The sequence below is a fragment of the Serratia sp. 22278 genome (genome assembly GCF_052045405.1).
GTDB classification, from domain to species: Bacteria; Pseudomonadota; Gammaproteobacteria; order Enterobacterales; family Enterobacteriaceae; genus Serratia; species Serratia marcescens.
The window spans coordinates 81,955-95,224 of sequence record NZ_JBQEOW010000014.1 but is presented as its reverse complement, the minus strand read 5'-3'; the positions used below and the strand labels follow the sequence as shown (position 1 = coordinate 95,224).

General features: G+C 59.9%; 13 protein-coding genes. 11 read left to right on the top strand and 2 right to left on the bottom strand.

Going from position 1 to position 13,270, the window contains the following annotated elements; genetic code table 11:
* Positions 1-29 precede the first annotated feature (29 nt).
* The gene (gene metJ / locus ACTJJ6_RS20650; RefSeq protein ID WP_004931076.1) at positions 30-347 is read left to right on the top strand and encodes a met regulon transcriptional regulator MetJ; all 318 of its coding nucleotides are present in this window, start codon (positions 30-32) and stop codon (positions 345-347) included.
* Positions 348-424: 77 nt separating this feature from the next.
* On the opposite strand, the gene rpmE is transcribed toward metJ, so the two are convergent.
* Positions 425-640: a 50S ribosomal protein L31 gene (rpmE, locus tag ACTJJ6_RS20645; RefSeq protein ID WP_004931078.1), complete on the bottom strand. Its 216-nt coding sequence runs from the start codon at positions 638-640 to the stop codon at positions 425-427.
* Positions 641-840: 200 nt separating this feature from the next.
* Here rpmE and priA point away from each other — a divergent pair, with 200 nt between their 5' ends.
* The 7 genes from priA to rraA all read left to right on the top strand — a co-directional run bounded on the left by priA (position 841) and on the right by rraA (position 8,898).
* Complete coding sequence (gene priA / locus ACTJJ6_RS20640) at positions 841-3,036, top strand: primosomal protein N' (RefSeq protein WP_004931080.1); 2,196 nt, start codon at positions 841-843, stop codon at positions 3,034-3,036.
* A gap of 291 nt (positions 3,037-3,327) precedes the next feature.
* On the top strand, positions 3,328-4,356 hold the full coding sequence (cytR, locus tag ACTJJ6_RS20635; protein WP_004931082.1) for a DNA-binding transcriptional regulator CytR: 1,029 nt from the start codon (positions 3,328-3,330) through the stop codon (positions 4,354-4,356).
* 65 nt (positions 4,357-4,421) lie between these two features.
* Positions 4,422-5,357 carry a cell division protein FtsN gene (gene ftsN, locus ACTJJ6_RS20630; RefSeq protein WP_079450587.1) on the top strand — a complete coding sequence of 312 codons (936 nt, stop codon included), beginning with the start codon at positions 4,422-4,424 and terminating at the stop codon, positions 5,355-5,357.
* 102 nt (positions 5,358-5,459) lie between these two features.
* On the top strand, positions 5,460-5,990 hold the full coding sequence (hslV, locus tag ACTJJ6_RS20625) for an ATP-dependent protease subunit HslV (RefSeq protein ID WP_004931085.1): 531 nt from the start codon (positions 5,460-5,462) through the stop codon (positions 5,988-5,990).
* A gap of 12 nt (positions 5,991-6,002) precedes the next feature.
* Positions 6,003-7,337 carry an HslU--HslV peptidase ATPase subunit gene (gene hslU, locus ACTJJ6_RS20620; RefSeq protein ID WP_004931086.1) on the top strand — a complete coding sequence of 445 codons (1,335 nt, stop codon included), beginning with the start codon at positions 6,003-6,005 and terminating at the stop codon, positions 7,335-7,337.
* 82 nt (positions 7,338-7,419) lie between these two features.
* Positions 7,420-8,337 carry a 1,4-dihydroxy-2-naphthoate polyprenyltransferase gene (locus ACTJJ6_RS20615; RefSeq protein ID WP_079450586.1) on the top strand — a complete coding sequence of 306 codons (918 nt, stop codon included), beginning with the start codon at positions 7,420-7,422 and terminating at the stop codon, positions 8,335-8,337.
* Positions 8,338-8,412: 75 nt separating this feature from the next.
* The gene (gene rraA / locus ACTJJ6_RS20610; RefSeq protein WP_004931090.1) at positions 8,413-8,898 is read left to right on the top strand and encodes a ribonuclease E activity regulator RraA; all 486 of its coding nucleotides are present in this window, start codon (positions 8,413-8,415) and stop codon (positions 8,896-8,898) included.
* A gap of 59 nt (positions 8,899-8,957) precedes the next feature.
* Here rraA and zapB read toward each other — a convergent pair whose 3' ends face one another.
* Positions 8,958-9,197, bottom strand: coding sequence for a septal ring assembly protein ZapB (gene zapB, locus ACTJJ6_RS20605; protein WP_004931092.1), 240 nt, complete (start codon positions 9,195-9,197; stop codon positions 8,958-8,960).
* 524 nt (positions 9,198-9,721) lie between these two features.
* On the opposite strand from zapB, the gene ACTJJ6_RS20600 reads away from it, so the two are divergent.
* From ACTJJ6_RS20600 to glpX, 3 genes are all read left to right on the top strand, one after another.
* The gene (locus ACTJJ6_RS20600; RefSeq protein WP_015379417.1) at positions 9,722-10,567 is read left to right on the top strand and encodes an MIP/aquaporin family protein; all 846 of its coding nucleotides are present in this window, start codon (positions 9,722-9,724) and stop codon (positions 10,565-10,567) included.
* A gap of 42 nt (positions 10,568-10,609) precedes the next feature.
* Positions 10,610-12,118, top strand: coding sequence for a glycerol kinase GlpK (glpK, locus tag ACTJJ6_RS20595; RefSeq protein WP_440804386.1), 1,509 nt, complete (start codon positions 10,610-10,612; stop codon positions 12,116-12,118).
* Positions 12,119-12,246: 128 nt separating this feature from the next.
* Positions 12,247-13,257 (top strand): class II fructose-bisphosphatase, encoded by a 1,011-nt coding sequence (gene glpX / locus ACTJJ6_RS20590; protein ID WP_016929713.1) that lies wholly within the window; start codon positions 12,247-12,249, stop codon positions 13,255-13,257.
* Positions 13,258-13,270 lie beyond the last annotated feature (13 nt).

Below are 13,270 nucleotides of genomic sequence, written 5' to 3'. Positions count from 1 at the left end.
TAATTTTTCTGACAAAGTTAAGGTGTCCCATGGCTGAGTGGAACGGCGAGTATGTCAGCCCTTACGCTGAACACGGTAAAAAAAGCGAGCAAGTCAAAAAGATCACGGTATCCATTCCGCTGAAGGTCCTGAAAATCCTCACCGACGAACGGACCCGTCGCCAGGTGAACAACCTGCGCCACGCCACCAACAGCGAACTTCTGTGCGAAGCGTTTCTGCATGCCTTTACCGGCCAGCCGCTGCCGAACGATGAAGACCTGCGCAAAGAGCGCAGCGATGAAATCCCGGAAGCCGCAAAAGCGTTGATGCGCGAACTGGGTGTCGATCCCGATACCTGGGAATATTGAGAACCGCCCGGCGAACGCCGGCGGCAGAAAAGAAAAAAGGCGCCCAGGGCGCCTTTTTCATCGGTCGATAAGAAATCTTATTTCTTAGCGCCTGGTACGCTGAAACGCTTGTTGAAGCGGTCAACGCGGCCACCGGTAGCAACGTCACGCTGCTTGCCAGTGTAGAACGGGTGGCATGCGCCACAAACGTCCAGGTTCAGATCGTGGCCCACGGTGGAGCGGATCTTCATCACGTTACCGCAAGAGCAGTTAGCAGTAACTTCTTCGTATTTTGGGTGGATACCTTGTTTCATGGGAAACCTCAGTTAAGGCCGTGTCGCTATCCAGCCCTGTTTCGCCAGACACCACACGTGGTTGATAATAGAATTTTGGTATCGAATTATACCAAAGGCGGCAAATTATACAGCATTAGTCGGGGCGCGCAATCGGAACCGTACATTTGCCGATGCGCCGTGTAAACTGATGCCCACTTTTTTTCAATTTGGATGAGATCATGCCCGTCGTACACGTTGCTTTGCCGGTCCCCCTCGCCCGCACCTTCGACTATCTGCTGCCGCCCGGCATGCAGCCGGTGGCCGGCGCGCGCGTGGGCGTGCCCTGGGGCAGGCAGCATGCAATCGGCATCGTCACCGGCTGCAGCGACACCAGCGAACTGCCGCTGGACAAGCTCAAGCCGATCGACAGCGTGATCGACACCGAGTCGCTGTTCTCTCCCAGCCTGTGGCGCATCCTGCGCTGGGCCAGCGATTACTATCACTATCCCATCGGTGAAGTGCTGTTCCATGCGCTGCCGATCCTGCTGCGCCAAGGCAAACCGGCCGAGGCCGCGCCGCTGTGGCAGTGGTTCGCCACCGAAGAGGGGCGCGCCACCCCGCCCGAAAGCCTGAAACGCGCGCCGAAACAGCAGCAGGCGCTGGCGGCGCTGCTGCAACGCCCGGTCTATCGCCATCAGGTCAGCCAGCTTGAGCTGACGGAAAGCGCTCTGCAGGCGCTGCGCGCCAAAGGGCTGATCGACCTGCGCGCTCAGGTCGCGGCCACGCAGGACTGGCGCCCCAACTTCGCGGTGCTGGGCGAGCGGCTGCGACTGAATACCGAACAGGCCACCGCCGTCGGGGCGATCAGAAGCGAGGATGAGCAGTTTGCCGCCTGGCTGCTGGCCGGGGTCACCGGCTCCGGCAAGACCGAGGTGTATCTCAGCGTGCTGGAGAACGTGTTGGCCAAAGGCCGGCAGGCGCTGGTGCTGGTGCCGGAAATCGGCCTGACGCCGCAAACCATCGCCCGCTTTCGCGAGCGCTTCAACGCGCCGGTGGACGTGCTGCACTCCGGGCTGAACGACAGCGAACGGCTGGCGGTTTGGCTGCGCGCGCGCAGCGGCGAAGCCGCCATCGTCATCGGCACCCGCTCGGCGCTGTTCACGCCGTTCCGGCAGTTGGGCGTAATCATCATCGACGAAGAGCACGATAGTTCTTATAAACAGCAGGAAGGCTGGCGCTACCATGCCCGCGATCTGGCGGTGTTCCGCGCCCGGGAAGAAGACATCCCGATGGTGATGGGCTCCGCCACGCCGGCACTGGAAACGCTGCACAACGTGCAACTGGGCAAATATCGCCAGTTGAAGCTCACCCAGCGCGCAGGCAACGCCAAACCGGCGGCGCAGCACCTGATCGATCTGAAAGGGCTGCCGCTGAAGGTCGGCCTGTCGCAACCGCTTTTGAAAAGCATGCAGCACCATTTAAAAGCCGGCAACCAGGTGATGCTGTTCCTCAACCGCCGCGGTTACGCTCCGGCGCTGCTGTGCCACGAGTGCGGTTGGATCGCCGAGTGCCAGCGCTGCGATCACTACTACACCTTCCACCAGCATCAGCGCCAGCTGCGCTGCCACCACTGCGACAGCCAGCGACCGGTGCCGCACCAGTGCCCGCAGTGCGGCTCCACCCACCTGGTATCGGTCGGCGTCGGCACCGAACAGCTGGAACAGGAGCTGGCGCCGCTGTTCCCCGACACGCCGATCACCCGCATCGATCGCGATACCACCAGCCGCAAAGGGGCGCTGGAGCAACACCTGGCGGATATTCATCGCGGCGAAGCGCGCATTCTGATCGGCACGCAGATGCTCGCCAAAGGCCACCATTTTCCCGACGTCACGCTGGTGGCGTTGCTGGACGTGGACGGCGCGTTGTTCTCCGCCGACTTCCGCTCCGCCGAGCGTTTCGCTCAGCTGTATACCCAGGTCTCCGGCCGGGCGGGCCGAGCGGGCAAACAGGGTGAAGTGCTGCTGCAAACCCACCATCCGGAGCACCCGCTGCTGCAGGTGCTGCTGCAACAGGGTTACGACGCCTTCGCCAAACAGACGCTGGCGGAGCGCAACAGCGTGTTTCTGCCGCCTTACACCAGCCACATCATCGTGCGCGCCGAAGATCACGACAACCAGCAGGCCCCGTTGTTCTTGCAGCAGCTGCGCAATCTGTTGGAAGCCAGCCCGCTGAAGGACGACTCGCTGTGGGTGATGGGCCCGGTGCCGGCGCTGCAATCAAAACGCGGCGGCCGTTTCCGCTGGCAGCTGCTGCTGCAGCACCCGACGCGGCGCGTCCTGCAACAGCTGATGAAAAGCTCGCTGCCGCTGATCGGCACCCTGCCGCAAACGCGCAAGGTGAAATGGACGCTGGATGTCGATCCGATCGACAGCTGATCCCGGAAAAGTCCGATTTAGCTGCCGCAGTGCAAACGTTTACCCTTGAAATTGCGAGCGAACGCTAAAAAACCTTCTCAGGTCACATTTTTTATGCAAATTAGGTAACAAAGGCGGGGCGTATTCTGTTTAGAATGTCTGCGAGGGCAAATTTTGTCGCCACATCGCAGCGCGACGGAGTGCCCGAACGCGAGTGGCGCTCAATGACAACAATCCCGCCACCGCATGCCGGACATTGTGAGCAAACAGCAGTAGTGGCGTCGGCATGGGGCTGACGCAAGGAGAAAGGCGTTGGAACACAAGAAAGAGTTATCCATGGCGACCATGAAAGACGTCGCCGAAATGGCGGGCGTTTCAACGGCTACCGTATCGCGTGCGCTGATGAACCCGGAAAAGGTGTCAACGCCAACGCGCCAGAAAGTGGAACAGGCCGTGCTGGCCGTGGGTTATTCTCCTCATGCTCTGTCACGCAATATCAAACGCAACGAATCCCGCACCATCCTGGTGATCGTGCCCGACATCTGCGATCCGTTTTTCGCCGATGTGATCCAGGGGATCGAACAGACCGCGGCCCAACAAGGTTATCTGGTGCTGATCGGCGACTGCGCGCAGCAAAATCAGCAAGAGCGCACCTTCGTCAATCTGATCATCACCAAACAGATCGACGGCATGCTGCTGCTGGGCTCCAACCTGCCGTTTGACGCCAGCAAGGAAGAGCAGCGCAACCTGCCGCCGATGGTGATGGCCAACGAGTTTGCCCCCGAGCTGGAACTGCCGACGGTGCACATCGATAACCTGACCGCCGCCTTTGAAGCCGTGCATTATTTGCATCAATTGGGCCACCGGCAGATCGCCTGCGTCGCCGGGCCGGAACAGATGCCGCTGAGCCATTATCGGCTGCAGGGTTACGTTCAAGCGCTACGTCGTAATGGCATTACCGTCGAAAGCAGCTATATTACCCGGGGTGATTTTACCTACGAAGCCGGCGCGCAAGCGCTGACGGCGCTGATGGCTCAGCCGAAACCGCCGACGGCGGTGTTCTGCCACAGCGACGTCATGGCGATCGGCGTGCTGTCCCAGGCGAAGAAAATGGGGCTGCGGGTACCGCAGGATCTGTCGATCGTCGGCTTTGACGACCTCAAGCTGGCGCAGTATTGCGATCCGCCGCTGACCACGGTGGCGCAGCCGCGTTTCCAGATAGGCCAACAGGCGATGTTATTGCTGTTGGAGCAGTTGAACGGCCAGACGGTGGCCAGCGGCTCCCGGCTATTGGACAGTGAATTGATTATCAGAGGCAGCACCGCTGCCCCGAAACGCTAGTCAAATATTTTAGGGTTCAGTAACATGACGGACTTATCCTCTCATCAGGACACAGCGGAATAATAGTGGCACAAAAAGACTATGTAAGCCGTGGGCGCGCAGCAGGAGCTAAGCGTAAAACCCCCAGCCGTAAAAAACGCAGTTCTCCGAAGGTTTCCAAAACCGTGCTGGCGTTAGCCGCCGCGTTGCTGGTTGTCTTTGTCGGTGGCCTCTATTTCATTACGCACAACAAGCCGGAAGACGCGCCGTTGTTGCCTGCGCACACCACGCGCCCTGGCAACGGCCTGCCGCCGAAGCCGGAAGAGCGTTGGCGCTACATCAAAGAGCTGGAAAACCGGCAGATCGGCGTGCAAACCCCGACCGAACCGACGGCCGGCGGCGAGCTCAATTCCAAAACTCAGTTGACCGCCGAACAGCGGCAGTTGCTGGAACAAATGCAGGCCGACATGCAGCAGCGCCCGACGCAGTTGAACGAAGTGCCGTATAACGATCCGGGCCAGGCCAACGCGCGCAGCAACCGCCAGCAGCAACAGATGCAACAACAGCAAATGCAGCAGCAACCGGTACAGCAACAGCAGCAGGTTACCCAGGCGCCGCGCAACCCATTCAACAACGGGGCCGCCACCGCGCCGGTGCAGCAGCACCAGCAGCCGAAGCCGGCCACCTCACCGCCGGTGCAGGTGAAACAGCCTGAGCCGAAGCCGCAACCGAAGCCGGAGCCGAAACCGGAAGTGAAACAGGACACGGCCAAGCAGGACACCAAGCCGGAATCGAAACAGAAGTGGATGGTGCAATGCGGTTCGTTCCGCGCCACCGATCAGGCTGAATCCGTGCGCGCGCGCCTGGCGTTCGAAGGCATCGAGAGCCGCATCACCGCCGGCGGCGGCTGGAATCGCGTGGTGCTCGGCCCCTACAGCAGCCGCGCCGCAGCGGATAAAACCCTTTCACGCCTGAAGGGCGTCGGCATGTCGAGTTGCATTCCCCTCTCCGTTGGGGGTTGAAAAGCGTCAATCCCCCCCCATCTATACTCTCAATATGCCTCGTAGCGTCTGCGAAAGCAGGCGCTGCGGGGACTTCTTTCCGTCTTTAACGAGGGTCTGCTCGTGACAACAATTGTAAGCGTACGCCGCAACGGCCAGGTCGTCATCGGTGGTGATGGCCAGGCAACCCTGGGTAATACGGTGATGAAGGGTAACGTCAAGAAAGTGCGTCGCCTGTATAACGACAAAGTGATCGCCGGTTTCGCCGGTGGCACCGCTGACGCCTTCACGCTGTTTGAACTGTTTGAACGCAAACTGGAAATGCATCAGGGCCACCTGGTGAAAGCCGCCGTCGAACTGGCGAAAGACTGGCGCACCGACCGCATGCTGCGCAAGCTCGAAGCGCTGCTGGCGGTCGCCGATGAAACCGCCTCGCTGATCATCACCGGCAACGGCGATGTGGTGCAGCCGGAAAACGATCTGATCGCCATCGGCTCCGGCGGCCCGTACGCCCAGGCCGCCGCCCGCGCCATGTTGGAAAATACCGAGCTGAGCGCCCGCGACATCGTTGAGAAATCCCTCAACATCGCCGGCGATATCTGTATTTACACCAACCATTTCCACACCATTGAAGAATTGCCTTCCAAAGCGTAAGGATCGAATACCATGTCTGAAATGACCCCGCGCGAGATCGTCAGCGAACTGGACAGCTATATCATTGGCCAAAACAAGGCCAAACGCGCTGTCGCCATTGCCCTGCGCAACCGCTGGCGCCGGATGCAGCTCAACGAGATGCTGCGTCACGAAGTGACCCCGAAAAACATTCTGATGATCGGCCCGACCGGCGTCGGTAAAACCGAAATCGCCCGTCGTCTGGCGAAGCTGGCCAACGCGCCGTTCATCAAGGTTGAAGCCACCAAGTTCACCGAAGTGGGCTATGTGGGCAAAGAAGTGGACTCCATCATCCGCGATCTGACCGATGCCGCCATCAAAATGGTGCGCATGCAGTCGATCGAGAAAAACCGCACCCGCGCCGAAGAGTTGGCCGAAGAGCGCATTCTCGACGTGCTGATCCCGCCGGCCAAGAACAACTGGGGCCAGCCGGAAGAAAATCAGGAACCGTCCGCCGCCCGCCAGGCATTCCGCAAGAAACTGCGCGAAGGCCAACTGGATGACAAAGAGATCGAAATCGATCTGGCCGCCGCGCCGATGGGCGTGGAAATCATGGCACCTCCGGGCATGGAAGAGATGACCAACCAGCTGCAGTCGATGTTCCAGAACCTCGGCGGCCAAAAGCAAAAACCACGCAAGCTGAAGATCAAAGAAGCCTTCAAGCTGCTGGTGGAAGAAGAAGCCGCCAAGCTGGTAAACCCGGAAGAACTGAAAGAGCAGGCGATCGAAGCGGTTGAGCAGCACGGCATCGTGTTTATCGATGAGATCGACAAAATCTGTAAGCGCGGCGGCCAAAGCTCCGGCCCGGACGTTTCCCGCGAAGGCGTACAGCGCGATCTGCTGCCGCTGGTGGAAGGCTGCACCGTGTCCACCAAGCACGGTATGGTGAAGACAGACCACATCCTGTTCATCGCCTCCGGCGCGTTCCAGACCGCCAATCCGTCGGATCTGATCCCGGAACTGCAGGGCCGTCTGCCGATCCGCGTTGAGCTGCAGGCGCTGACCACCGAAGATTTCGAGCGCATCCTGACCGAGCCGAGCGCGTCGCTGACCGAACAGTACAAAGCGCTGATGGGCACCGAAGGCGTCAATATCGAGTTCACCGCCGACGGCATCCGCCGCATCGCCGAAGCCGCGTGGCAGGTCAACGAAAGCACCGAGAACATCGGCGCGCGTCGTCTGCACACCGTGCTGGAGCGTCTGATGGAAGATATTTCCTACGATGCGAGTGAAATTAATGGCCAATCCATTACAATTGATGCGGATTACGTGCGCAGTCATCTGGATGAACTGGTGGCGGATGAAGATTTGAGTCGTTTTATCCTATAATCGCTCAATCATTGTCTTGTCAGTCATCTGTGTGGGAGGCATTGCCTCCCACTATTATTTCTAACGGACACAGAAGCGAAACATGAGCTCATCAACCCCCACCACCCCGATCTCCGCCTGGCTGGAAAGTCTACGCCCCCGCACCCTGCCGCTGGCCTTTGCCTCCATTGTGGTCGGCTCGGCAATCGCCGCCTGGCACGGCAGCCTGAAACCTGAAGTGGCGCTGCTGGCGCTGTTGACCGCCGGCCTGCTGCAGATCCTCTCCAACCTGGCGAACGACTACGGCGATGCGGTCAAAGGCAGCGACAAAGATGATCGCATCGGGCCATTGCGCGGCATGCAGAAAGGCATGATCACCCAAGCGCAGATGAAACGGGCACTGGTGGTGACGGTAGTGCTGATCGCCCTCGCCGGCTGTTCGCTGATCGCCGTCGCCTGCGAGCAACCCAGCGACGTGGTGGGCTTTCTGGTGCTGGGCGGGCTGTCTATCGTGGCAGCCATCACCTATACCGTCGGTAACAAGCCCTACGGATATTTGGGGTTGGGCGACATCTCGGTACTGGTGTTCTTCGGCTGGCTGAGCGTGGCCGGCACCTACTATCTGCAAACGCACACCTTCGACAGCGTGGTGATGCTGCCTGCCACCGCCTGCGGCCTGCTGGCGACGGCGGTGCTCAACATCAACAATCTGCGCGATATCGAGAGCGATCGCGAAAACGGCAAGAACACGCTGGCGGTGCGTCTCGGCCCGCACAAGGCGCGCATTTACCATGCCCTGCTGCTCGGCGGCGCAGTGCTGTGTTTCGCGCTGTTTACGCTGTTCAACCTGCACAGCCCGTGGGGTTGGCTGTTCGTGTTGGCGATCCCGCTGCTGACGCGCCACGGCCTGCGCGTGCTGCGCGATCCGACGCCAGTCGGCATGCGGCCGATGCTGGAACACATGGTCAAAGCGGCGTTGCTGGCCAACCTGCTGTTCGCCATCGGCGTGGCGCTCAGTTAAAAACTGATGATTTTGCCAACAGGGCGAATAAAGGGATATACTGAACATTCCAGCGGCAAACAGACGTAAAATCCTATGAAATACGATACTTCCGAACTTTGCGACATCTATCATGAAGAGGTGAACGTTGTTGAACCTCTGTTCTCCAATTTTGGCGGGCGTACTTCATTTGGCGGGCAGATCACCACGGTGAAATGCTTTGAGGATAACGGCCTGTTGTTCGATCTGCTTGAAGAAAACGGCCGCGGCCGCGTGCTGTTGGTCGACGGCGGCGGTTCGGTACGCCGGGCGCTGATCAACGCCGAACTGGCGCGCTTGGCCGCCCAGAACGAATGGGAAGGCATCGTGGTGTACGGCGCGGTGCGCCAGGTGGACGATCTGGAAGAACTCGACATCGGCATTCAGGCGATGGCGGCGATCCCGGCGGGTGCCGTGAGCGAAGGCGTGGGCGAAAGCGATATCCGCGTCAACTTCGGTGGCGTCACCTTCTTCTCCGGCGACCACCTGTATGCCGACAACACCGGTATCATCCTCTCCGAGGACCCGCTCGACATCGAGTGATTTCCGGTCATGAAAAAGGGCGCCTGAGGCGCCCTTTTCGTTGCTGCATGGCGTGAGGATCAGACCTCTTCCATTTTGCCCAGCAGCGCGCGCAGGCGATCTTGCCATACGTGCTGTTCTTCTTTCAGCTGTTGGTTTTCGCGCACCAACGCTTCGTGGTTGCCGGAGGCAGCCTGAACTTCCTGCGACAGAGAGTTGTTTTTGTCTTTCAGCTCTTCAATTTCCATCTGCAACAAGGTGATGGTATCAATCGCCTGCTGTACTTTTGCTTCCAGTTTCTCAAATACTTCAAATGACATGCTTCAGTCCCCTCATGATAGCAAGGCGTACATCTATAAGTAGCGGCCGCAACATCGGCTGCAGCTACTGCGAATATTGCATCGCGCTCAGTGACGCGCGCCGTTACGAAAGGCGCGCCGGTCTCGATTCGTTAAAAACGATTGTAAGTAGCCAGTCTCCGCCTGTCTAGCAACATACCGGATCATCGCGCAGTCTGTTGCAATTTTCCTGCCCCCGCCATCAGCAAAAACTGAAAATCCCCATCGCCGCCGCCGCGAGTTGTTAACAACCCTCAGCAAACCACTGGTCAGATCACACTTTTATGGCTCAGAAAGAACACTAAACGACGCGAAATCGCTCAATTTTATGACGCGCCACACACATTTTGATTTCGCTATTTCTCGTTTATGTTCGTTAACGATAAATTTACATCACGTCCTTATTCAATAATTGGACGAGATGAAAAAAACTGTGCCCATAGGCCAGATCTCTACCCAACTGAGCCTATAAACCAACAACCGCCGTTTTGCAGGACAACAACATTATGAGCCAAACCACCAGTCCGACATTAAAAGGCCAGTGCATCGCCGAGTTCCTCGGCACGGCGCTGCTGATCTTCTTTGGCGTAGGCTGCGTTGCCGCGCTGAAACTGGCGGGCGCCAGCTTCGGCCAGTGGGAAATCAGCATCATTTGGGGCCTGGGCGTCGCCATGGCCATCTATCTGACCGCCGCCATTTCCGGTGCGCATCTCAACCCGGCGGTCACCCTCGCACTGTGGCTGTTCGCCTGCTTCGACGGGCGCAAAGTGGTGCCTTACATCATTGCGCAGGTCGCCGGCGCCTTCTGCGCAGCGGCCTTGGTCTACGGGCTGTACTACAACCTGTTCTTCGACTTCGAAGCGGCCCACCACATGGTGCGCGGCAGCAACGAAAGCCTCGAACTGGCCGGCATCTTCTCGACTTACCCTAACGCGCACATCTCCGTCGGTCAGGCCTTCCTGGTAGAAATGGTGATCGCTGCAATCCTGATGTGCCTGATCCTGGCGCTGACCGACGACGGCAACGGCATTCCGCGCGGCCCGCTGGCGCCGCTGCTGATCGGTATTCTGATTGCCGTGATCGGCGCCTCCATGGGACCATTGACCGGCTTTGCGTTGAACCCGGCGCGTGACTTCGGGCCGAAACTGTTCGCCTACCTGGCCGGCTGGGGCAAAGTCGCCTTCACCGGCGCACGCGATATCCCGTACTTCCTGGTGCCGATCTTCGCCCCTATCGTCGGCTGTGGCCTGGGCGCTTTCGGTTACCGCGCGCTGATTGGCCGCCACCTGCCGTGCGACGTCTGCGTGACGGAGGAAGAGCCCGACGCCAAGACCCAGCAGCGTAAAGCATGATGGGTGCAGTTTTAAACGGTTAACAACAGCAGGATAATTACCATGACTGTAGAAAGAAAATACATTGTCGCACTCGACCAAGGGACCACCAGCTCACGCGCCGTCGTGCTCGATCACGACGCCAACATCGTTGCGGTATCGCAGCGCGAATTCCCGCAGATCTATCCAAAGGCCGGCTGGGTTGAGCACGACCCGATGGAGATCTGGGCGTCGCAAAGTTCGACGCTGGTAGAAGTGCTGGCGAAAGCCGACATCAATTCCGATCAGATCGCCGGCATCGGCATCACCAACCAGCGCGAAACCACCATCGTCTGGGAAAAAGAGACCGGCAAGCCGATTTACAACGCCATCGTTTGGCAGTGCCGCCGCACCGCCGACATCTGCGAGAAGCTCAAGCGCGACGGCCTGGAAGAGTACATCCGTCACAACACCGGCCTGGTGGTTGACCCGTACTTCTCCGGCACCAAGGTGAAATGGATCCTGGACAACGTCGAAGGCGCCCGCGAGCGCGCCAAACGCGGCGAACTGCTGTTCGGCACCGTCGACACCTGGCTGGTGTGGAAGATGACCCAGGGCCGCGTACACGTCACCGATTACACTAACGCCTCACGCACCATGATGTTCAACATCCACGAGCTGGACTGGGACGAACGCATGCTGGAAGTGCTGGACATTCCGCGCGCTATGCTGCCGAAAGTCCGTCCTTCCTCCGAGGTATACGGCCAGACCAACATCGGCGGCAAGGGCGGCACGCGTATTCCTATCGCCGGTATCGCCGGTGACCAGCAGGCGGCGCTGTACGGCCAGCTGTGCGTTCAACCGGGCATGGCGAAGAACACCTACGGCACCGGCTGCTTCCTGCTGATGAACACCGGCAAAGAAGCGGTACGGTCGAAAAACGGTCTGCTGACCACCATCGCCTGCGGCCCGCGCGGTGAAGTGAACTATGCGCTGGAAGGCGCGGTGTTCATCGGCGGCGCGTCTATCCAGTGGCTGCGCGACGAGCTGAAACTGATCAGCGACGCCGCCGACTCCGAATACTTCGCCACCAAGGTGAAAGACAGCAACGGCGTCTATGTGGTGCCGGCCTTCACCGGCCTGGGTGCGCCTTACTGGGATCCGTATGCTCGCGGCGCCATTTTCGGCCTGACCCGCGGCGCCAACAGCAACCACATCATCCGCGCCACGCTGGAATCCATCGCCTTCCAGACCCGTGACGTGCTGGACGCCATGCAGGCCGACGCCAACACCCGCCTGCAATCGCTGCGCGTGGACGGCGGCGCGGTCGCCAACAACTTCCTGATGCAGTTCCAATCCGATATTCTCGGCACCCGCGTAGAACGCCCTGAAGTGCGTGAATCGACGGCGCTGGGCGCGGCGTTCCTGGCGGGCCTGGCCATCGGCTACTGGAACGATCTGGATGAAGTGAAGAGCAAAGCGGTGGTTGAGCGTGAATTCCGCCCAAGCATCGAAACCACCGAACGCAACTACCGCTACAGCGGCTGGAAAAAAGCGGTGGCTCGCGCTCAGGCATGGGAAGATCACGAGTAATTCCGAAGTTGCCGTTTCGCCAACAAGCGCTGCCTGCGGGCGGCGCTTTTTTTTGCCCCGCCCTGCCGCCACCGCGCTGTGATAGACTTTGTCGATATTTTCTTCCCTTTCTCACAGACAGGTTTGCCATGAAACGTGAATTAGCCATCGAATTCTCCCGCGTTACCGAAGCCGCCGCGCTGGCGGGCTACAAATGGCTGGGGCGCGGCGACAAGAACGCCGCCGACGGCGCGGCGGTCCACGCCATGCGCATCATGCTCAACAAAGTGGATATCGATGGGCGCATTGTGATCGGCGAAGGCGAGATCGACGAAGCGCCGATGTTATATATCGGCGAGCAGGTCGGTACCGGCCAAGGCGACGCGGTCGACATCGCGGTCGATCCGATCGAAGGCACCCGCATGACCGCCATGGGCCAGTCCAACGCGCTGGCGGTATTGGCGGTGGGCGATCGCGGCACCTTCCTGCACGCGCCGGACATGTACATGGAGAAGCTGGTAGTCGGCCCGGCGGCGCGCGGCGCCATCGATCTCAACCGGCCGCTGGCGGAGAACCTGCAGAACGTCGCCGAACGACTGGGCAAACCGCTGTCGCAGCTGACGGTGATCGTATTGGCCAAACCGCGCCACGACGGCGTCATCGCGCAGATGCAACAGTTGGGCGTGCGAGTATTCGCCATTCCTGACGGCGACGTGGCGGCCTCCATTCTCACCTGCATGCCCGAAAGCGAGGTCGATGTGATGTACGGCATCGGCGGCGCGCCGGAAGGGGTGATCTCAGCTGCGGTGATCCGCGCGTTGGACGGCGACATGCAGGCGCGTTTGCTGCCGCGTCATGAGGTGAAAGGCGACAGCGCCGAAAACCGCCGCATCGGCGAACAAGAGTTGGCCCGCTGCCGGGAGATGGGTATCGAAGCCGGCCAGGCGCTGCGTCTGGATCAGATGGCGCGCAACGACAACGTGATCTTCTCCGCCACCGGCATCACCAAGGGCGATTTGCTGGAAGGCATCAGCCGCCAGGGCAACATGGCCACCACCGAAACGTTGCTGATCCGCGGCAAGTCGCGCACCATCCGCCGTATCCGTTCGACCCACTATCTGGATCGCAAAGACCCGGCGCTGCACGAGTTTCTGCTGTAACGAAACAGGGCGC

What these genes read in the sequence shown, in the direction of transcription:
- ACTJJ6_RS20615 (WP_079450586.1), top strand. Translation starts at nt 7,420, where the DNA reads ATGAGCTCATCAACCCCCACCACCCCGATCTCCGCCTGGCTGGAAAGT.
- rpmE (WP_004931078.1), bottom strand. Translation starts at nt 640, where the DNA reads ATGAAACAAGGTATCCACCCAAAATACGAAGAAGTTACTGCTAACTGC.
- glpX (WP_016929713.1), top strand. Translation starts at nt 12,247, where the DNA reads ATGAAACGTGAATTAGCCATCGAATTCTCCCGCGTTACCGAAGCCGCC.
- priA (WP_004931080.1), top strand. Translation starts at nt 841, where the DNA reads ATGCCCGTCGTACACGTTGCTTTGCCGGTCCCCCTCGCCCGCACCTTC.
- ACTJJ6_RS20600 (WP_015379417.1), top strand. Translation starts at nt 9,722, where the DNA reads ATGAGCCAAACCACCAGTCCGACATTAAAAGGCCAGTGCATCGCCGAG.
- hslU (WP_004931086.1), top strand. Translation starts at nt 6,003, where the DNA reads ATGTCTGAAATGACCCCGCGCGAGATCGTCAGCGAACTGGACAGCTAT.
- metJ (WP_004931076.1), top strand. Translation starts at nt 30, where the DNA reads ATGGCTGAGTGGAACGGCGAGTATGTCAGCCCTTACGCTGAACACGGT.
- rraA (WP_004931090.1), top strand. Translation starts at nt 8,413, where the DNA reads ATGAAATACGATACTTCCGAACTTTGCGACATCTATCATGAAGAGGTG.
- zapB (WP_004931092.1), bottom strand. Translation starts at nt 9,197, where the DNA reads ATGTCATTTGAAGTATTTGAGAAACTGGAAGCAAAAGTACAGCAGGCG.
- glpK (WP_440804386.1), top strand. Translation starts at nt 10,610, where the DNA reads ATGACTGTAGAAAGAAAATACATTGTCGCACTCGACCAAGGGACCACC.